The sequence below is a fragment of the Methyloceanibacter superfactus genome (assembly GCF_001723305.1).
In the GTDB taxonomy this organism is placed as follows: Bacteria; Pseudomonadota; Alphaproteobacteria; order Rhizobiales; family Methyloligellaceae; genus Methyloceanibacter; species Methyloceanibacter superfactus.
In genome coordinates this window covers 26,176-46,009 of the sequence record NZ_LPWF01000037.1, presented here as the reverse complement: position 1 = coordinate 46,009, position 19,834 = coordinate 26,176, and the positions used below count along the sequence as shown (strand labels likewise).

Annotated in this window: 18 protein-coding genes; 8 read left to right on the top strand and 10 right to left on the bottom strand. The window is 64.6% G+C overall.

Annotation, left to right across the window (positions count from 1 at the left end; translation table 11 throughout):
* The first annotated feature begins 114 nt into the window (after positions 1–114).
* From AUC69_RS15275 to AUC69_RS15255, 5 genes are all read left to right on the top strand, one after another.
* Entirely contained in the window at positions 115–1,047 is a 933-nt protein-coding gene (locus tag AUC69_RS15275; RefSeq protein WP_069442918.1) for a glycine--tRNA ligase subunit alpha, read from the top strand.
* Positions 1,040–3,091 (top strand): glycine--tRNA ligase subunit beta, encoded by a 2,052-nt coding sequence (gene glyS / locus AUC69_RS15270; RefSeq protein ID WP_069442917.1) that lies wholly within the window; start codon positions 1,040–1,042, stop codon positions 3,089–3,091. Before AUC69_RS15275 ends, glyS begins: the two co-directional genes overlap by 8 nt.
* Positions 3,092–3,107: 16 nt before the next feature.
* A complete protein-coding gene (locus tag AUC69_RS15265) occupies positions 3,108–3,524 on the top strand; it encodes a gamma-glutamylcyclotransferase family protein (protein ID WP_069442916.1) in 417 nt (138 codons plus the stop codon).
* 82 nt (positions 3,525–3,606) lie between these two features.
* The gene (ppdK, locus tag AUC69_RS15260) at positions 3,607–6,312 is read left to right on the top strand and encodes a pyruvate, phosphate dikinase (RefSeq protein WP_069442915.1); all 2,706 of its coding nucleotides are present in this window, start codon (positions 3,607–3,609) and stop codon (positions 6,310–6,312) included.
* Positions 6,313–6,624: 312 nt separating this feature from the next.
* On the top strand, positions 6,625–7,779 hold the full coding sequence (locus tag AUC69_RS15255; RefSeq protein ID WP_204377344.1) for a cell wall hydrolase: 1,155 nt from the start codon (positions 6,625–6,627) through the stop codon (positions 7,777–7,779).
* On the opposite strand, the gene nadC is transcribed toward AUC69_RS15255, so the two are convergent.
* From nadC to nadA, 3 genes are read right to left on the bottom strand one after another with little or no spacing between them, the layout of a single operon-like run.
* Complete coding sequence (gene nadC / locus AUC69_RS15250) at positions 7,724–8,593, bottom strand: carboxylating nicotinate-nucleotide diphosphorylase (RefSeq protein WP_193427426.1); 870 nt, start codon at positions 8,591–8,593, stop codon at positions 7,724–7,726. The two genes, AUC69_RS15255 and nadC, sit on opposite strands and share 56 nt — an antisense overlap.
* The gene (locus tag AUC69_RS15245; protein ID WP_244500297.1) at positions 8,590–10,227 is read right to left on the bottom strand and encodes an L-aspartate oxidase; all 1,638 of its coding nucleotides are present in this window, start codon (positions 10,225–10,227) and stop codon (positions 8,590–8,592) included. The genes nadC and AUC69_RS15245 overlap by 4 nt, the downstream gene beginning before the upstream one ends.
* A 13-nt stretch (positions 10,228–10,240) precedes the next feature.
* Positions 10,241–11,308, bottom strand: a complete 1,068-nt coding sequence (nadA, locus tag AUC69_RS15240; protein WP_069442913.1) for a quinolinate synthase NadA — start codon at positions 11,306–11,308, stop codon at positions 10,241–10,243.
* 417 nt (positions 11,309–11,725) lie between these two features.
* Between nadA and AUC69_RS15235 the strand changes: the two genes are divergently transcribed.
* Positions 11,726–13,219, top strand: coding sequence for a L,D-transpeptidase family protein (locus tag AUC69_RS15235; RefSeq protein WP_069442912.1), 1,494 nt, complete (start codon positions 11,726–11,728; stop codon positions 13,217–13,219).
* Positions 13,220–13,326: 107 nt separating this feature from the next.
* A complete protein-coding gene (locus tag AUC69_RS15230) occupies positions 13,327–13,515 on the top strand; it encodes a hypothetical protein (protein ID WP_069442911.1) in 189 nt (62 codons plus the stop codon).
* A 7-nt stretch (positions 13,516–13,522) separates the two neighbouring features.
* Here AUC69_RS15230 and AUC69_RS15225 read toward each other — a convergent pair whose 3' ends face one another.
* Positions 13,523–14,905, bottom strand: a complete 1,383-nt coding sequence (locus tag AUC69_RS15225) for an APC family permease (protein WP_069442910.1) — start codon at positions 14,903–14,905, stop codon at positions 13,523–13,525.
* A 229-nt stretch (positions 14,906–15,134) separates the two neighbouring features.
* Between AUC69_RS15225 and AUC69_RS15220 the strand changes: the two genes are divergently transcribed.
* Positions 15,135–15,344, top strand: a complete 210-nt coding sequence (locus tag AUC69_RS15220; RefSeq protein WP_069442909.1) for a cold-shock protein — start codon at positions 15,135–15,137, stop codon at positions 15,342–15,344.
* A gap of 66 nt (positions 15,345–15,410) precedes the next feature.
* Here AUC69_RS15220 and AUC69_RS15215 read toward each other — a convergent pair whose 3' ends face one another.
* The 6 genes from AUC69_RS15215 to AUC69_RS15190 form a co-directional block, all read right to left on the bottom strand.
* Entirely contained in the window at positions 15,411–15,725 is a 315-nt protein-coding gene (locus AUC69_RS15215; protein ID WP_069442908.1) for a hypothetical protein, read from the bottom strand.
* 103 nt (positions 15,726–15,828) lie between these two features.
* Complete coding sequence (locus AUC69_RS15210; protein WP_069442907.1) at positions 15,829–16,104, bottom strand: hypothetical protein; 276 nt, start codon at positions 16,102–16,104, stop codon at positions 15,829–15,831.
* Between the two features lie 277 nt (positions 16,105–16,381).
* The gene (locus AUC69_RS15205) at positions 16,382–17,143 is read right to left on the bottom strand and encodes an ABC transporter permease (RefSeq protein WP_069442906.1); all 762 of its coding nucleotides are present in this window, start codon (positions 17,141–17,143) and stop codon (positions 16,382–16,384) included.
* On the bottom strand, positions 17,140–18,066 hold the full coding sequence (locus AUC69_RS15200; protein ID WP_069442905.1) for an ABC transporter ATP-binding protein: 927 nt from the start codon (positions 18,064–18,066) through the stop codon (positions 17,140–17,142). Before AUC69_RS15200 ends, AUC69_RS15205 begins: the two co-directional genes overlap by 4 nt.
* A gap of 144 nt (positions 18,067–18,210) precedes the next feature.
* Complete coding sequence (locus tag AUC69_RS15195; protein WP_244500296.1) at positions 18,211–18,564, bottom strand: hypothetical protein; 354 nt, start codon at positions 18,562–18,564, stop codon at positions 18,211–18,213.
* Positions 18,561–19,718 carry a PQQ-dependent sugar dehydrogenase gene (locus AUC69_RS15190; RefSeq protein ID WP_069442942.1) on the bottom strand — a complete coding sequence of 386 codons (1,158 nt, stop codon included), beginning with the start codon at positions 19,716–19,718 and terminating at the stop codon, positions 18,561–18,563. The genes AUC69_RS15195 and AUC69_RS15190 overlap by 4 nt, the downstream gene beginning before the upstream one ends.
* Positions 19,719–19,834: the final 116 nt, after the last annotated feature.

The window sequence follows — 19,834 nt, the reverse complement described above, 5'->3', positions numbered from 1 at the left end:
GTTAACGGCCCGGCCATTGTTATCCTCGACAAAGCATGGCTTCCCTTATGGCTTCCCTTGGCGCGCATAGGCGAATAGCGTGCGCGCGAAATCCCGTCACGCCTTTGAGTCGACATGGCCAAACTTGAGAAATCCGAGGGGCGCAAGCCTGCGCCGTCCTTTCAGGACCTGATCCTCAGGCTTGAGCGCTTCTGGGCCGACCACGGCTGCGTCATCCTCCAGCCATATGACATGGAAATGGGGGCGGGGACGTTTCACCCGGCCACTACCTTGCGCTCTCTGGGGCCGAAGCATTGGCGCGCGGCTTACGTGCAGCCCTCGCGGCGGCCCAAGGACGGCCGCTATGGCGAGAACCCGAACCGTTTGCAGCACTACTACCAGTTCCAGGTGATCCTGAAGCCGTCGCCGCCGGACATCCAGGACCTCTATCTGGAGAGCCTCTACGCTATCGGCATCGACCCCAAGAACCACGACATCCGCTTCGTCGAGGACGACTGGGAGAGCCCGACGCTCGGCGCCTGGGGTCTCGGCTGGGAGGTGTGGTGCGATGGCATGGAAGTGTCGCAGTTCACCTATTTCCAGCAGGTCGGCGGCTTCGACTGCGATCCCGTTTCCGGCGAGCTGACCTATGGGCTCGAGCGCCTGGCCATGTATGTGCAGGGTGTCGACAACGTCTACGATCTCAACTTCAACGGCGGAGTGGGCGACGACAAGGTCACCTATGGCGACGTGTTCCTGCAGAGCGAGCAGGAATATTCACGCTTCAATTTCGAGCATGCCGACACCGCCAAGCTGCTCGAGGATTTCCGAGCCGCCGAGGCCGAGTGCAAATCGCTGTTGGCCAAGGGCGATAAGGGCGCGCGCCATCTCATGGTGCTGCCGGCCTACGACCAGGCCATCAAAGCCTCGCATATCTTCAATCTGCTCGACGCTCGCGGCGTCATCTCCGTGACCGAGCGCCAAGCCTATATCCTGCGCGTGCGCGATCTCACCAAGGCCTGCTGCGCCGCATGGCTCAAGACCGAAGCAGGCGGGGCCCATGGCTGAGCTTCTGCTTGAACTTTTCTCCGAGGAGATCCCGGCGCGGATGCAAAACCGCGCGCGCGCGGACCTTGCGCGCCTGCTCGGCGACAAGCTCAAAGCCGCCGGGCTCGAATTCGGCGAGATCAAGACCTTCGCCACGCCGCGCCGCCTAACCGCCATGATCGATGGCCTTCCCAAGCGCTCCCCCGATGTCAGCGAGGAGCGCAAAGGCCCGCGCGTCGATGCGCCCGAGCAAGCGATCGCCGGCTTCTTGAAATCCGCCGGGCTCGCTTCCGTCGATCAGGCGGAAGTGCGCGAGGACAAGAAGGGAAGCTATTACGTCGCGCTGATCGAGAAGCCCGGGCGCCCGACGGCGGACGTCGTGGCCGAGATCGTGCCCGACATCGTCCGCAACTTTCCCTGGCCGAAATCCATGCGCTGGGGCTCCGGTAAGCTCCGCTGGGTGCGGCCGCTCCAATCCATCCTCTGCCTGCTCGACGGCAAGGTGGTCGACTTCGACATCGACGGATTGAAAAGCGGCAAGGAGACGCGTGGCCATCGCTTCATGGCGCCCAAGGCCTTCGCCGTGAAAAGCTTCAAGGACTACACGGAGAAGCTGCGCGAGGCGTTCGTCATTCTCGACGGCGAGGAGCGCGCCGCGCTGATCTCGAAGCAGGCCCACAAGCTCGCCGCCAAGCAGGATCTGGCCCTTATCGAGGACGAAGCGCTGCTTGCCGAGAATGCCGGGCTCACCGAATGGCCCGTGGTCCTCATGGGCGAGTTCGACGCGGACTTCCTGTCCGTGCCGCCGGAGGTCCTGGCCACGGCGATGAAGGCGCACCAGAAATGCTTCTCGCTCAAGAAGGGCGACAAACTCGCCAACCGCTTCATCCTCGTCGCCAACCTCAAGGCTGAGGACGGCGGCAAGAAAATCACCGAGGGCAATGAGCGGGTGATCCGCGCCCGGCTCGCCGACGCCAAGTTCTTCTACGACCAGGACCGCAAGCTCTCGCTCGAGGATCGCGTGGTGCATCTGAAAGAGATCACCTTCCACGAGAAGCTCGGCAGCCAATATGAGCGCGTGCAGCGCATCTTCCGTCTTGCCCGCGCGCTGGCGCCTTTGGTCGGCGCCGATCCGGATGACGCGGAACGTGCCGCGATCCTGGCCAAGGCCGACCTCGTCACCGACATGGTCGGCGAGTTTCCCGAGCTGCAAGGCGTGATGGGCCGCTATTACGCGCTCGACCAGAAGGAACGGCTGCCCGTCGCCGACGCCATCGCCGCCCATTACAAGCCGCAAGGGCCCACCGACGCGGTGCCGCGCGATCCTGTCGCCATCGCCGTGGCGCTCGCCGACAAACTCGATACGCTGGTGGGCTTCTGGGCCATCGACGAGAAGCCGACCGGCTCGAAAGATCCTTATGCGCTGCGCCGTGCCGCGCTCGGCGTCATCCGCATCATTCTCGAGAACGAAGTGCGGCTGCCATTGTTGCGGCAGATTCGCGCGCAACTCCCCGGCGACGCTAGGCAAAAAGATCAAGTTGCGCAGAGCCTTCTCGACTTCTTCGCCGATCGCCTCAAGGTCTATCTCCGCGACCAAGGCGCACGCCATGATCTGGTGGATGCCGTGTTCGCGCTCGGCGGCGACGATTTGTTGATGATCGTGGCCCGCGTGGAGGCATTGGGCCGCTTCCTCGACAGCGACGACGGCGCCAATTTATTGGCCGGCACCAAGCGCGCCGAGAACATCCTGCGCATCGAAGAGAAGAAGGATGGCCGCAAATACGATCAGGCGCCCGACCCGGCGCTGCTCGAGCTGCCCGAGGAGAAGGCGCTGGCCAAAGCCGTCGACGAGGTGGAGCAGGCGGCCGCTTCGGCCGTCGCCAACGAGGACTTCGAGGCGGCCATGTCCGCCATGGCACTGCTGCGCGCGCCGGTCGATGCCTTCTTCGATTCCGTCACGGTCAATGCCGACGATCCGAAGCTGCGCGAGAATCGCTTGCGGCTGCTGAACCGCATCCGCGCCACCACGCAAACGGTCGCCGACTTCTCCAAGATCTCCGGGTAACGTTATAGTGCCGTCCATGGACGCCGACCCGAGTCACATCTTCGTCTACGGCACGCTGCGCTCCGAGAGCGACCATCCCATGGCGCGCCGCCTTTCGTCGCAGGCGCGCCTCATCGGCAAGGGCACCGCGCCCGGACGCCTCTATGATTTCGGCTGGTATCCCGCCGCGGTCTTCGATGCGGCCGAAAGGCGCATGGTGGTGGGCGACGTCTTCGCACTTCCGCTCGGGGGCCGTCTGCTTGTCGAATTGGATACCTACGAGGGTGGGGATGCCTATTATGCGCGGAGTTCCCTTGAGGTGACGCTCGCCGGCGGCGGCAGGTTGACCGCCTGGGCTTACGGCGTGCGCGAAGCGCCGGCGGTGCGTCTCATTCCCAGCGGCGACTTCATCGCCCACCGGAACGCAAGGATGCGGCGGCCCGTTCGTCCTTGAGCCTTCCCCCTTGCCCCCGTTTGTGTGAAGCCCGCCGGAAGGTTAAAAGGTCGGACTTGGCGGGAGAACCATGGAACGAGCAATGACTGAGGCCGAAAAGGCCGGGGGAGCACCGTCGAAATGGGTGTTCACCTTCGGTGACGGGCGCGCCGACGGCTCCGTCGAGGACAAGGATCTCCTCGGCGGCAAGGGTGCGTATTTGGCCGAGATGTCGCGCATCGGCCTGCCCGTGCCGCCCGGCTTCACCATCTCGTCGGAAGTCTGCGCGGTCTATTACGAGCTCGGCCGCAAGCTTCCCGATGAGCTCAAACCCATGGTGGATGCGGCCCTCGACGCCGTCGGCCAGATCGCCGGCGCGCGCTTCGGCGACGTGGACGATCCGCTGCTGGTGTCGGTTCGCTCCGGCAGCCGCGCCTCCATGCCGGGCATGATGGACACGGTGCTCAATCTCGGCCTCAACGATCAGACCGTGGAAGGCCTGGCGCGGCGCACGGCCGACCGCCGCTTCGCCTACGACACCTATCGCCGCTTCATCCAGATGTATGCCGACGTGGTGCTCGGCATCGATCACGGCCTATTCGAGGAGATCCTCGAAAACTATAAGAATTTAAAGGGCTTCGAGCTCGACCCAGAGCTCGCCGCCGACGATTGGGCGGAGATCGTCACCCGCTACAAGGCGGTCGTCGAGCGGGAGCTGGAGCGGCCCTTTCCCCAGGACCTGCACGAGCAGCTCTGGGGCGCCATCGCCGCCGTGTTCGGCTCCTGGCAGAATGCGCGGGCGATCGCCTATCGGCGGCTCCACGACATTCCCGACGATTGGGGCACCGCGGTCACCATCCAAACCATGGTGTTCGGCAATCGCGGCAACAACAGCGCCACCGGCGTCGTCTTCACCCGCAACCCGTCCACCGGCGCCAACGAGCTCTATGGCGAGTTTCTGCTCAACGCCCAAGGCGAGGACGTGGTGGCGGGCTTGCGCACCCCGCAACCGCTCACCGAGGCGGATAGCGGTGCCTCCGGCAACGGCAAGCAGTCCTTCGAGGCGCTGCTGCCCGAGGCCTTCGCCGAGCTGAAGCGCTCATGCGCGGCGCTGGAGAAGCGTTTCCGCGACATCCAGGACATCGAGTTCACCGTGCAGGAAGGCAAGCTCTTCATGCTGCAGACGCGTGCGGGCAAACGCTCGACGCAGGCCGCGCTGAAGATCGCCGTCGACATGGCTGACGAGGGCTTGATCAGCCGCGAGGAGGCGGTGCTGAGCCTCAACGCCAACCAGCTCGACCAGCTCTTGCATCCGACGCTCGATCCGAAAGCCGAGATGACGGTGCTCGCCAAGGGGCTGCCCGCTTCGCCGGGCGCCGCCTCGGGTGAGCTCGTCTTCGCAGCCGACGAGGCGGTGCATTTGAAGGCGCAAGGCCACACGGTGATCTTGGCGCGCGTCGAGACCTCGCCGGAGGACGTGCAAGGCATGCACGCCGCTGTCGGCATTCTCACCACGCGGGGGGGCATGACGGAGCCACGCCGCCGTCGTCGCCCGCGCATGGGGCGGCCATGCGTGGTCGGCGCCGCCGCGGTGCATATCGATCCGGAGCGAGAGATCCTGGAAGCGGCGGGCATGCAGCTTCGCAAGGGCGATATCGTCACCATCGACGGCTCCACGGGCAAGATCATGAAGGGCCGCGTGACCATGCGCGAGCCGGACCTGTCGCCGGACTTCACCACGCTGATGGGATGGGCCGACGGCTTCCGGCGCTTGCGGATCCGCGCCAACGCCGACACGCCCGACGATGCCCGCCAGGCCCGTGCATTCGGCGCCGAGGGCATCGGGCTTTGCCGCACCGAGCACATGTTCTTCGAGGAGAGCCGCATCCTCGCCATGCGCGAGATGATTCTCGCCGAGAATTCCGAAGGCCGCCGCAAGGCACTGGCGAAGCTCCTTTCGTCGCAACGCCAGGATTTCATCGAGCTTTTCGAGATCATGGCGGGTTTGCCGGTCACGATCCGTCTGCTCGATCCGCCGTTGCATGAGTTCCTGCCCCACGGCGAGGACACCATCGCCGCCGTCGCCGATGCCATGGGCGTGAGCCTGACCCATCTGAAGCGGCGCATCGCCGTCCTGAGCGAGTTCAACCCGATGCTCGGCCAACGCGGCGCGCGGCTGCTCGTCAGTTATCCCGAGATTGTCGAGATGCAGGCCCGCGCCATCTTCGAGGCGGCCATCGAGACCGGCAAAGCCCTGCACGACCGGGTGACGCCTGAGATCATGGTGCCGCTGGTGAGCGTCAAGGCCGAGCTCGATATCGTCAAGGAACGCATCGCCGCCACCGCGCGCGCCGTCGAGAAGGAGCGCGAGACGAGCGTCGCCTTCCAGGTGGGCACCATGGTGGAGCTGCCGCGCGCCTGCCTGATGGCCGGCGAAATCGGCCGCAGCGCCGAGTTCTTTTCCTTCGGCACCAACGACCTCACTCAGACGACTTTCGGTCTCAGCCGCGACGACGCCGGGCGCTTCCTGAGCGAGTACGCCGACAAGGGGATCATCCCCCACGATCCCTTCGTGACGCTCGACGAGGCGGTGGGTGAGCTCATGCAGATCGCCGTCGAGCGTGGCCGCGCCACCCACCCGGACCTCAAGATCGGGCTCTGCGGCGAGCATGGCGGCGACCCGGATACCGTTAATTTCTGCGAGAAAATCGCTCTGACCTATGTCTCCTGCTCGCCCTACCGGGTGCCCGTGGCGCGCCTTGCCGCGGCCCAAGCCACACTCAAAAACGCAGCGCTAACGGATAATTAGCCCTTACCAGCCGAAATAGGCGACCGTTGCCGATAACCACAATTTGCCCTAAATTCTCGGGCAACGTTTACGGCAATAGACGGGACTCCGGGCATGTACCGGTGGGGGACTTCTAAGCTAAGACGTTGATTTCCCCACCAATTTGCCTGGGTGATAAGGGGACGCCTTACTTTCGCCGCTGATGCTGCGCGCCGGTAAGGTAAATGTGGGGGACGTCTGGCTCTGCCGGCGGTTTCCCACGGGTTTTGGGGACCTGGAGGGATAATGGGCCGACGCTCGTCTCGTCGGATGTGGCACGCAATAGCTGCGTTCGTGCCGCTTCCCCTCATTGGCATGGGTTATTTTGTTGCCTTTCCGGGCAGCCCCCTCGCCACCGAGGTCGAGCTTTATTTGTCGGACCCCGGCGCCGTGACAACGGCGGCCCGGACCGCAGACGCATCCGCGACACCCAGCCAGATCTCGCGCCAAGCCGAAGAACTCTTCACCAGTGGCCGTAAAGGGCCTCGCGCCGACCGTTACGTCACCACGCAGGCTGCGGCCGACGCTGGCAAGCAGCTTGTGACCGCAAGCCTCGCCGGGGGTCCCAACCTGGCCGAGGCCGTCTCGGCCGTGAGCCGCGATGCCAAGGGCGACCGCCTCAGGGCCACCACCGAGGTGGCGCTCAAGGTTCCGCCCGCGGGCCGCTCCGAGAATTCTCTTTTCATGAACGCGAGCTACTCCTCGCCGTTCAACGCCGACTTCCAAGTCGACGCGTTCCGGCCTTCACCCGACGAACTCGCCTATCAGGCCAGCTCCGATGCGCTCGACTTCCGCTACAAGGGCGAGACCCAAGCCGAGTTCGAGGACCGCGAGCGCCGCTGTCTCTCCACTGCCATCTATTTCGAGGCGCGCGGCGAGCCGAAACGCGGCCAGATCGCCGTGGGTCAGGTGATCCTCAACCGCGTGCGCAGCCCGCTCTTCCCGGAGACCATTTGCGGCGTCGTCTATCAAGGCCAAATGCGCAAAGGTTGTCAGTTCTCATTCGCCTGTGATGGTCATTCCGACAATCCGCGCAACAACGAGCAATGGGCGCTGGCCCAGGATCTCGCCAAAGAGATCATGTCTGGCGAGCAATGGCTCCCCGAGGTGGGATATTCCACCTTCTATCATGCGAACTATGTGAACCCGCGCTGGGCCCGCCAGATGAACAAGATCGACAAGATCGGCCGGCACATCTTCTATAAGAAGCGCAACGAGGAGCCGTATGTGGTCGAGGCTGCGGCTGATGACGCCGACAGCAGCACCAACTCCGACGATTCAGGCTACTTGCTCACCCCGACGCTTTCGCTCGCATCCGCGGTGAGTGCCGTCACGGGGTCCGTGAGTGCGGTGACCGATTCAGTGACCGGATCGGTCAGCGCCGTCGCCGGCACTAGCGGTCCGGCGCCCACTCCAGTGATGAGTCTAGGTTACGCGGGGAGTGAGTAAGCGCGCCGACCGAGATCAGGTCGACCCCCGCCGCCGCGATTTTCCCCACTGTCTCTAGATTGACGCCGCCCGACGCCTCGGTCAGCACCTTGCCCTTCGCGAGCGTCACCGCCTTCTTGAGCGTCTCCACGTCCATATTGTCGAGTAACACCGCATTGATCGGGAAGCGCAAAGCCTCCTCAAGCTGCTGAAGCGTATCCACCTCGACCTCGACCTTGACCATGTGACCGGCGCGCGGGCGCAGCCGCTCGAGCGCCGCCGCGAGTCCGCCCGCGGCGGCGATGTGGTTGTCCTTCACCAGAACGGCGTCATAGAGGCCGAAGCGGTGGTTGACCCCGCCGCCGCAGCGCACCGCGTATTTCTCGAGGCGCGTAAGCCCGGCGTCGTCTTGCGCGTGCAGGCATGCGCGCGCCCGTGCCTTCGACCGCCGCCACATAGGCGGCGTCAGCGTGGCGATGCCGCTGAGACGGCCCAGGAAGTTGAGGGCGGTGCGTTCGCCCGTGAGTAGCGCGCGTGTGCGTGCCTGAACGCGCGCGATGGCGCCGCCAGACTCGACCTTACCGCCATCGTCCACCACCCGCGCGACCGAGCTTTGCGGATCGAGCGTCTTGAACGCGGCCTCGACGAGATCGAGACCGGCGACCACGCCCGGTTGCCGCGAAACGATCGTCGCCTCGCCTTGAGCATCAGGCGCAATGATGGGATCGGTGGTGATGTCTCCCGCGAGCCCGAGATCCTCGGCCAGCGCGGTGCGAACCGCTTGGTCGACGAGCAGCTTGGGCAGCTCGAGCTTGGGATGCGTCTCCTTCGTCACTGCGCCACCACGCGCAGGCGCGGGGGGCTCGAGGCGCCTGCGGCTTTCCGGGCGATGGCGTCCGCCTGCGAGAGAGTGAGGAAGCTCCGCTTCGCCTGGGCGTCAATCGATGCCGGATAGTCGCTGCGGAACTGTGCGCCACGGCTCTCCGTCCGCACCAGAGCGGCGGATGCGATCAGTTTCGCCGTGGTGAGCATATTGGCCAGCTGCGGATCGCCTTCGCTCTCGCGTTCGAGCGCAACGATGGTGGTGAGCGCCGTGATGAGGGACTGGGCGTCCCGCACCACGCCGGCGTCGGCCGCCATGGTGTGGCGAAGCGTGTGCTCGGCTTTCGCATTGTGATGCCGCGGGGCGTCCAGCGGCGCTTGTGCCGCGACCGTCCGGGACGGCAACGGGGGCAGGGTGGCCGCGATATCGTTGGCGAGCGCCCCGAACACGACCGCCTCCAGCAGCGAGTTGGAGGCCAGCCGGTTGGCGCCGTGGGCGCCGGTCGAGGCCACCTCGCCACACGCCCACAGCCCGTCGACCGTGCTGCGGCCCACGTGCCGTCGGTGAGATACCGCCCATGTGGTAATGGCCGCCGGCGCCACCGGGATCGGCTCGGTGACGGGATCGATGCCGGCGGACCGGCACGTCTCCACCACCGCGGGGAAGTGATCGGCGAGGGCCGGCCCCAAAGGACGGCAATCGAGAAAGGCGCCGCGGCCGCCGACGACCTCGCGGTGAACGGCGCGGGCCACCACGTCGCGCGGGCCGAGCTCGGCGTCCTCATGCACCGCGCGCATGAAGCGTTCGCCCCTGGAATTGATCAGGAGCGCGCCCTCGCCACGCAGCGCCTCGGTGGCGAGCGGCGCGGGATCGCGGCCGATATCGATGGCGGTAGGATGGAATTGCACGAATTCCGCATCGGCGACCACCGCTCCAGCGCGTGCGGCAATGGCGACGCCTTCGCCGCGGGCTTCATGCGGATTGGTGGTGATAGCATAGACCTGTCCGGCGCCACCGGTCGCCAGCACCACGGCCCGCGCGGGCAGCACCAGCCCTTGCGTCCTGGTCTCGCCGTCGGCCGGCGCCAGCGCGATGCCCCGGACCCGGCCGTGGCGCACGATGAGATCGCGAGCGGTATAGCTTCGAGCACGGTGATCGAGGGCGTGGCGCGCGCGGCCGCCGTGATCGCGCCCATGATGGCGCGGCCGGCCGTGTCGCCGCTTGACGTGGCGAATGCGGCGGCTGCGATGGGCCGCCTCGTGGCTCAGGCTCAAGCGGCCTTCGAGGTCCTTGTCGAAGGGCACGCCGTAGCGCAACAGATCCTCGATGCGCTCGCGCGCCTCCTGCGCCATGAACAAGGCTACGGCCTCGTCGACAATGCCGGCGCCGGCACGGATCGTGTCGGCGGCGTGATCCTCCGGCGTGTCGCCCTCGGCGAGCGCCGCGGCGATGCCAGCCTGCGCCCATAGGCTGGAGGCGCCTTCCCCCAGCCGCGTCGGCGAGATCACCGTCACGGGAAGGGGCGCGAGCTTCAGCGCGGTGAACAGGCCGGCCAAACCGGCGCCCACCACGACGATGCCATTGCCTGCGCTCAGCGCGTGCGTTGGCGGCTTGCCGAAACTGGTCACGGGAGCCTCGCGCCTCACGGGCACGCCCTCATTAATGGTTGAGATTGATCATGCGCTCGACCGCCATGCGCGCACGGTCGGCGACGGCCGGATCGATGGTCACCTCTTCCTTCATGAAGACGAGGCTATCCAGGATCTTGGGCAGGGTGATGCGCTTCATGTGCGGACAGAGATTGCACGGCCGCACGAACTCGGTGTTCGGCGCGTCGACCGCGACGTTGTCGCTCATCGAGCACTCGGTCACGAGCAACACCTTGGAGGGCTGGTTGTCCTCCACCCATTTGATCATGCCGGAGGTCGAGCCGGTAAAGTCGGCCTCGTCGATCACATCGGGCGGACATTCGGGATGCGCGATGATCTTCACGCCCGGGTCGGCCTCGCGGTAGGCGCGCAGCTCATCCGCCGTGAAGCGCTCATGCACCTCGCAATGGCCCTTCCAAGTGATAATCTCCACGTCGGTCTGGGTCTGAACCCATTTGGCGAGGAACTCGTCCGGGATCACGATCACCCGCTTGGCGCCCAGCGACTCCACCACGCGCACCGCATTCGACGAGGTGCAGCAGATATCGGACTCAGCCTTCACGTCGGCCGAGGTGTTCACATAGGTCACCACCGGCACGCCGGGATAAGCCTCACGCAGCGCCCGCACGTCGGCGCCGGTGATCGACGCCGCCAGCGAACAGCCGGCGCGCATGTCGGGGATCAGCACCGTCTTGTCGGGGTTCAGCAGCTTCGAGGTCTCGGCCATGAAATGCACGCCACACTGCACGATGACTTCGGCGTCGGCCTTGGAGGCCTCGCGGGCAAGCTGCAGCGAGTCGCCGATGACGTCGGCGACGCAATGGAAGATCTCGGGCGTCATATAGTTGTGCGCCAGCACGACCGCGTTCCGCGCCCGCTTCAGATCGTTGATGGCCTTGATATAGGGGGCAAAGCCCGGCCACTCGATCGGCGGGATCACGCGCTTGACGCGCTCGTACAGATGCGCGGTCTCGGCCGCCACCTCGGGCGTATAGGTGAGATCGGGCAGAAGCGCGGGCGGCAAAACGGCCTGCGCCTTCGCTTCCCACTCCGGGGTGCCGGTCTGAACTGTCGGCATCGGGCCAAGGCCTCCTGTAATAATGCTCATAATGAGTATATATGGGTCTAAAAACGTCCGGCACAAGGCCGGCCAACCCCTATTCTCAAATGGAGTATAGGCCATCGAGGACCGGCTTCAAGGGGGTCTGGCATGGGCGAGGGCGAGGGCGAGGGGCGCACGAGGGCCCCGGCGGCTGAGACCCCGAAATTTCGCCGTATGGTTAACACATAGGCAATTCTAGGTGGCCGTCGCCGCCTCTTGCGACTAACCTACCCCTACGAGCGGGGTAAGTAGGATGCGTGGACGGTCCTTAGTCGCGATCCTTGGTGCGGCAGGCGTTTTTGCGCTTGTTGCGGCGCTGGCGGTGTGGCTTGCCGCCGGCAGCCAGACGCAAACGGCCACCACGATCGTCGATATACCCGACAATCCGGCCGCTTGGCGGCGACCGAGGCGCAAGAGGCCGAGGTCATTGCCAGCCTGCCCAGCGCTGCTGACGAGACGCCGGCTACCGAAGAGGTGATGGCGGCAGAGCCGGGTCTTCCCGAGAAACTTTTGATCGCCGATACGATCCGGACCCGGCTGACCGATCCGGCGCTACGGAAGGGCGCCCATGCGGACGATCTCGCAGCGGTCGAGGCGTTCTACGCCGGCCATAGCGGTCCCGCCCTGTGGGTGACCAGCGCCGGGCTCACCCCGCAAGCTCAGAGCATCATCGCCGAGATGGCCGAGGCCGGCGATTGGGGGCTCGATGCGCGCGCCTTCGTGGTGCCGCCGGCGAGCTACCAGCCGGCCGTCGCCGAGGACCAGGCCGCCGCCGAGATCGCCGTCAGCCTCGCCATTCTGAAATATGCCCGCCAGGCGCGCGGCGGCCGCGCGAATCCCGCGTCCCTCAGCAGCCTGATCGACCAGACGGCGCCCTTGCGCGATCCGACAACCGTGCTGACCGAGATCTCAGCGACCGATACGCCCGACACCTATCTCACGGGACTGCATCCCAAGCACCAGCAGTTCGAGTATCTGCGCCAGGCGCTGCTCAAGGCGCGCGCGAACGGTGAGGCCAAGCCCCAGGACATGAATAAGATCCTGATCAACATGGAGCGCTGGCGGTGGATGCCGGAGGATCTCGGATCCTTCTATGTTTGGCTCAACACGCCGGAGTTCATGATGCACGTGGTCAAGGACGGCAAAGACATCCATTCGGAGAAGATTGTCGTCGGCAAATTGGTCTATGCCACCCCGGTGTTCTCCGCCGACATGAAGAATATCGTGTTCAACCCGGAATGGACGGTGCCGCCCACGATCGTGCGGGAGAATTTGCTGCCCAAATTGCGCGGCGGTGGCGGTGGCTGGTTCAGCAGTAATACGTCGATCCTGAAGCAGCACGGGCTCAAGGTGAAATACAATGGCAAGCCGGTGGACGCGAGCAGCGTCGACTGGAACAAGGTGAACCTCGCGGCGATCAGCTTCCATCAGGCACCGGGGCCGACCAATGTGCTGGGCAAGGTGAAGTTCATCTATCCCAACAAGCACGTCGTCTATATGCACGACACCATCAAGCGTGACCTGTTGAAGAAGACGGTTCGGGCCGAGGGCCACAATTGTCCGCGCGTCGACAACCCGGGCACGGTGGCCGCCGTCCTGCTCGCCGAGGATAAAGGCTGGCCCAAGGCCAAGGTCGATCAGCTATTGGACAAAGGCTATGACGCGTCCATTAGCCTCGACCATCCCATCCCGGTGCACACGACCTATTTCACCGCCGTGGCCGATGCGGACGGCAAGGTGACGACCTATGCCGATATCTACAAGCTCGACGGGATCGTCGCGAAGGCCGTCCTCGGCAAGGGCGACGCGGTGCCGGCGGTTGCCCAGACGGCGCCGGTTCCGCCGCGCAAGCCTGCAAGCGAAAGCCTCGCTGCGTCCACGCCCTGACCGGCCTTTCCACGCACAGCCGAAGCCGTTCCTCCTCACGTGAATCGTTGGTGCCAAACAGGCCCGATTTGGCTAGGCTTGACGCAGCCGAAGAGGAAGGGGCGTCCATGCAGTCGCAATTCACTGTCGGCATCAATACGGAAGGCAAGGGCGACCGGATCGTGGTTAGGGCCGAGGATGCTCTGATCGCGGCGCTCAAGGTCAAGGCCGAGCGGCCGGAGGCGATGATCACCTATGTGCGCCGGCTCAATCGCCGCGGCGATCAGCGACATCCGCCCCATAGGCTTGAACGCTAGCGCGCCTTTAGTCCGCGTCTTCGTTCTCTCCCACCGTCGGATGTAACGGTCCGCCGGCGCGTGCGCGCATCACCATATAGATGACGAAGCAACCGAGCAGCAGCGCTCCGGCGATCGCCGGGGCGCGCCAGTCTCCGGTCGAGACGCGCACGACGATGAGGCTGACGCAGACGACGGCGCCGAGCGCCGGCACGAAGAGGGGCACCTCGAACCGGCCCTTTTTTTCGCCCTGGCGCCGCTTCAAGACGAATAGCGACCCGTTCACCACCGTGAACACGGCGAGCAACAGCAGCACTGTCGCCGATGCCAGCTCGGCGATGGTGCCGGTGAGGGCGAGCGGCGCCAGAATGAGGAACAGCACGAGGATCGCGATATGGGGGGTCCGTCTGTCGTCATGGACCTTGCCGAAGAACGCCGGCAATAGGCCTTGGCGTCCCATGCCGTAAAGCAGCCGGGAGGACGTGATGTAGTTCACGAGGCCGGTATTGCCGACGGCGAACAGCGTGATGCCGGTGAAGAGGACCGGCGGGATCATCGGTGCCGCGCGCGCCACCACCTCGGTGATGGGGCCGGGCGCCACGGCCAGCTCCTGCCAGGGCACGACCGAGACCGCCGTGATGGCCACCCCCATGTAGAGAAGGGCGGCCGCGGCCATGGCCAGGATCAGCCCCAAGGGAATCGTGCGCTGCGGATCGCGCACTTCCTCGGCGACGTTGTACATGTCCTCGAAGCCGATAAAGGCGAAGAAGGCGAGCACGGCGCCCTGCACCACGATCAGCCAAGTCTCTCCGTCCACGGGGCCCGCAGGCGTCTCCAAATAGTCGACCGAGCCCCAATAGGAGATGCCGACCGCAATCACCAGAATGAGACCGCCCGCCTCCACCAGGGTGCACACCACGTTGACCCACATCGACTCGCGAATGCCGCGAAACACGATGCCGGTGGTGACCAGAAGGAAGCCGAGGGCGAGCCAAGCGATGGGGACGCCTTCGATGCCGAAAAGATCGGCTAGGTTGGCGGCGAACACGCGGCTCTGCGTGGCGATCGAGGTGAGGCCGGAGCACACGAGCGCCAGCCCGACCATGAAACTGAGCAGGGGGAAGCCGTAGGCGCGCTGGGTCACATAGGCGGCCCCGGCGGCCCGCGGATAGCGCGAGCCCAGCGAGGCATAGGACAACGCGGTGAGCAGCGCGGCGATGAGGGCGATGATGAAGGCGAGCCATACGGCGTTGCCGACCTGGCCCGCCGCCTTGCCCATCAGGCCGTAAATGCCGGCGCCAAGCATGCTGCCGAGCCCATAAAGGGCCATCTGTGTCGGCCCGATCGAGCGATGGAGCGCCGGCTCGCCCGCCACTCCCTGCGAGACGTCCGTTTTGATTTCGTTAGCCATGGCACCCCCTTGTCCGCCCTGACCTCCGCCTCTACCACGGCATGGCGTTTCATGCCTTGTAAAAGCCACGCTTTGCGCTTATGTGATGTTCATCGACATTTGGCCGGACAATGTGGCCGTCGCGCTATGGCGCACGTTCAGACCTCCCAAACATCGACATCACGCTTCAGCCTGGGCCAAGCGTCCGGGTTTAGGCACCACTGTACCGACTAGACGAAAGGACTACCCGATGACCACGGGCACTGTGAAATTCTACAATACGCAAAAGGGTTTTGGCTTCATCGAGCCGGATGATGGGGGCAAGGACGTCTTCGTCCACGCAACTGCTCTCGAGCGCGCAGGCATGTCTGGCCTTTCCGAAGGCCAGAAGGTGCAGTTCGACACCGAAGTTGACCAGCGCAGCGGCAAGACCGCGGTTGCCAACATTAAGGCCGCGTAAGTCCTAATCGACGAACGCTAGCCTTGACGAAAAAAGAGCCGCCCCTTCGGGGGCGGCTTGTTAGTTTTAGGCGTCTTTTCCGGTCCGCCGCTCATCCGATGTCGGGATCAGCCAGACCGTGATGCTGTCCGGGAACGCATTGGCGTCCTCCTCGACGGCCTCGTCTCTCAGCCGGTTCCAAATCGTGTCTTCCTCCGCGCTTGCTTCGCGGGCGACGATGTTCGCATGGCCGTTCCAGATCCGCCGGCCGCCGCTCTCGAGCTGCTCGAGCCGGTGACGCATGACGGCATGTACGTCGAGCCACGCTTGCGCGGACACGTCGCTGAAGGCGCGAAAAGCGAAGATCGCGCGGCCGTCGATCTCGGCGACATAGGTTTTCATTCGGGGTAGTCCTCCCGCCAGCTGCTTCAGCGCAGATGACGCGCGCGAAGGCGTCAAATCATCTTACTCTGAAGCGTGGCGGTTGGAACGGGCGCGACGCGCGTTAGGCGCGTTTCGCGCGCTTCGTCTTGGCGCGGGGGGCCCGGGCGCGGGCATAGTCGGCGCTATCGTAAAGGCGCCGGATTCCGCGGCTGTCGAAGCGCTCCTCGTCGACCTCAAGATAGGTGCCCAGCAGACACTCCGGCGGCAGTTCCTCGATGGCAAAGCGAACGGCTTCGGCTGCGTCGGCGAACCGCTTGTAACTAATACCGCGCGACCTGGCCTTCCAGCTTCTGGCAGGGAAGAGCTCGGCAGATGCGGTGAAATCGATTGACGACATGGCGTATTGCTTTCTGAGACCAAGAAATAACGGAGAATATTTGGGACGCGGCGTAGCTATCCACAGATCATATATAGGCGTTTCAAAGGCTAAAAACTAGGCGCGGGAATGCGTTGAATTGCTGCATCCCTGCTTTTTGACCAGTAATTGGCCGAAAACTTGAGGTTTTTCCGCCTGTGGCCGCGAATTGAACGGCCCCCTGGTCTCAACTCCAATTCCGAGCACGGGTAAGCCCAGAATGCGGCTCGCACGTTCGCCCGCTGAAGCCTGGGCCGACCTAGCTCTTCAGCCGGTAGCCGGTCTTGAAGATCCACCACACCAGGCCGAGGCAGATGGCGAGGAACAGCCCGATCATCACCAGGCTCAATCCCACGCTCACATCCGAGGTGCTGTAGAAGCTCCAGCGGAAGCCGCTGACCAGATAGACGACCGGGTTGAACAGCGACACGGTTTGCCAGAACGGCGGCAGCACGTTGAGCGAGTAGAAGGTTCCGCCGAGAAAGGTTAGCGGCGTGATGATGAGAAGCGGCACGAGTTGCAGCTTCTCGAAGCCGTCGGCCCAAATGCCGATGACGAAGCCAAGCAGGCTGAAGGTGATGGCCGTCAGCACGAGAAAGGCCGCCATCCAGACCGGATGGTCGATCTGCAGCGGCACGAAGAGGGCAGCGGTGGCGAGGATGATGAGGCCCAGGATGATCGACTTGGTGGCCGCCGCCCCCACATAGCCCGTGACGATCTCCACATAGGAGATCGGCGCCGACAGCAGCTCGTAAATGGTGCCGGTGAAGCGCGGGAAGTAGATGCCGAACGAGGCGTTGGCGACGCTCTGGGTGAGCAGCATCAGCATGATGAGCCCCGGCACGATGAAGGCGCCATAGGGCACGCCCTCGATATCGTTGATGCGCGAGCCGATGGCCGAGCCGAACACCACGAAATAGAGCGACGTGGCGATGACGGGCGCGACCAAGCTCTGCAGGAGCGTGCGTCCCCACCGCGCCATCTCGAATTTGTAGATCGCTCTGATTGCCGGGAAGTTCATCGGTCTCGCCTTACCAAATCGACGAAGATGTCCTCGAGCGAGCTTTGCGTCGTATCGAGATCCTTGAACCGGATGTCTGCATGCGCGAGATCGGTCAGGAGACTGGTGATGCCCGTGCGCGGCCCTTGGCTGTCATAGGTGTAGACAAGCTCGTTGCCCTCATTGGCCAAGGTCAGGTGGTGCGCATTGAGCGACGCCGGGATCTCGGTGAGGGCTTCGTGGAGCTGGAGCGTCAACTGCTTCTGCCCGAGCTTGTGCATCAACTCGCGCTTGTCCTCGACCAAAATGAGTTCGCCCTTGTTGATGACGCCGATCCGGTCGGCCATGTCCTCGGCCTCGCGGATGTAATGGGTCGTGAGGATGATGGTGACGCCGGAATCGCGCAAGGCGCGCACCGACTGCCACATGTCCTTGCGCAGCTCGACGTCGACGCCGGCGGTTGGCTCGTCGAGAAACAGCACGGTCGGCTCGTGCGACAACGCCTTGGCGATCATCACCCGGCGCTTCATGCCGCCCGACAGTGTCATCAGCCTGGAGTCCTTTTTGTCCCACAAGGACAAATCCTTGAGCAGCTTCTCGATAAAGGCCGGATTGGGCCATTTGCCGAACAGGCCGCGGCTGAAGCACACCGTGGTCCACACCGTCTCGAACATGTCGGCGGTTAGCTCCTGCGGTACCAAGCCGATCATCGATCGGGCGGCGCGGTAATCGCTGACGATGTCGTGGCCGTCCACCGTCACCGAGCCGGAGCTTGCTGTGACGATGCCGCAGATGATGCTGATCAGCGTGGTCTTGCCGGCGCCATTCGGCCCGAGCAGGGCGAAGATCTCACCCTTGTCGATGTCGAGATTGATGGTCTTGAGCGCCTGGAAACCCGTAGCGTAGGTTTTCGAGAGGTCTTTGACGGAGATGATCGGCGGCATGAGCGAGGCCTGGTCGGGCAGGGGCGTCGTGGCGAGGCGGGCGGGGCGGCTTCAATCGGCTACCAGTACGGCAAGAATGGGGTCGCGGTCGATGTCAGTCGGAAGCGACTTCTAGCCTAAAGTGCTCCACGACGCTTGGCTGAATCACGCGTGCGTGAAGTGTGAGCAGGACCAGCCGGGCGCGAGACTGATGCCGCTTGCGAGCGCTGCGTCGATCCGCCGCTCGACCTCGCGCGTGAGCACCGTGCCGTTCGCGCCGGCAAAGGCGTCCGCGCCGATCAGGCAATAGGCGACGATCTCCGCCGCCGCGTGGGTGGCCTCCGCGCCGGGATCCTCGCGCCCGGTCTCATCGATGAGCATCCTCACCGTGGTGAGTTTCACCGCTTCCGGCACGAGATTGGGATGCAGGTCCACCGCGCGCAGCGCCGTGTCGAGGGCGCGCAACGATGCGGAGCGGCCGAAGCGTCCGAAGATGCCGATCGACAGCGGCGGTTTCACGGATATTCCGGGGAGAGGCGTAGCACCTTGCCGTCGTCTTCGTCGGTCAGCGCGTAGACCGCGCCATCAGGCCCCTGGGCAACGTCTCGGATGCGTGTGCCCATGGCGATGCGCTCCTCGCCGATGACCTTCTCGCCATTGAGCTTGAGCCGAACAATGCTTTCCGACGACAGTCCGCCGATCAGGAGATTGCCCTTCCAGCTCGGGATGGTGTCGGCGGTGTAGAAGGCGATGCCCGAGGGCGAGATGACTGGCGTCCAATGCCGTATGGCGTCGGTGAGATCGGGATGCGTCGGCGGGTTGGGAATGTCCTTGCCGTCGTAATGGGTGCCCCAGCTCACCACCGGCCAGCCGTAATTGGCGCCGGGTGCCGGAAGGTTCAATTCGTCGCCGCCTTTGGGGCCGAACTCGGTCTCCCAGGGTTTTCCCGTCTCGGGATGGATGGCGATGCCTTGCGGGTTGCGGTGACCGTAGGACCAGATTTCCGGTTGCGCGTCCTTCTGGCTGATGAAGGGATTGTCCGCCGGTACCGATCCGTCCGGGTTGATGCGCACGATCTTGCCGAGATGGCTCGTGAGATCCTGCGCCGGCTCGAACTTGAAGCGCTCGCCGAGCGTCACGAACAGCTTGCCGTCGGGCGTGAAGGCGAGTCTGCCGCCGAAATGGTTGCCGCCGCCGACCTTAGGCGTCTGCCGGAAAATCACTTGAACGTCCGCGAGCCCGTTGTCGGTGAGCCGCCCGCGCGCCACGGCCGTTCCGGCGCCGCCATCACCCGGCTCCGCGTAAGAGAGATAGACGAGCTTCGTGTCGTCGAATTTGGGATCCAGGGCGACGTCCAGCAGGCCGCCTTGGCCTTTGGCCGCAACCTCGGGAACGCCCTCCAGCGCATCGGACAGCACGCCGTCGCCGGAAAGGAGGCGCAACTGGCCCGCCCGCTCGGTCACGAGCATGCGCCCATCGGGGAGGAAGGCGAGGCCCCAGGGATGGTTCAGGCCGCTGGCGAGGGTTTCGACCTTGATCTTGCCGATCTCGGTGTCGATGACCCGGTCTTCAGCCATGCCGCATGCGGGCAGCATCGCCGCCGCGAGCAACGCCAGCGCGGCGCTTCGCCCGGCCTGAAGGCGGCCCAGCCCGAGTTTCGCCTTGATGAGCATCATGGTCTCCGCTGATTTCTCAGTCTTAAAGATCGGCGACACTGATAACGCATTCAAAGCCGCCAACCGTTGCTAATGTTCCTCTATTGCAACAAAATTGGCGCGATCTCCAAGGG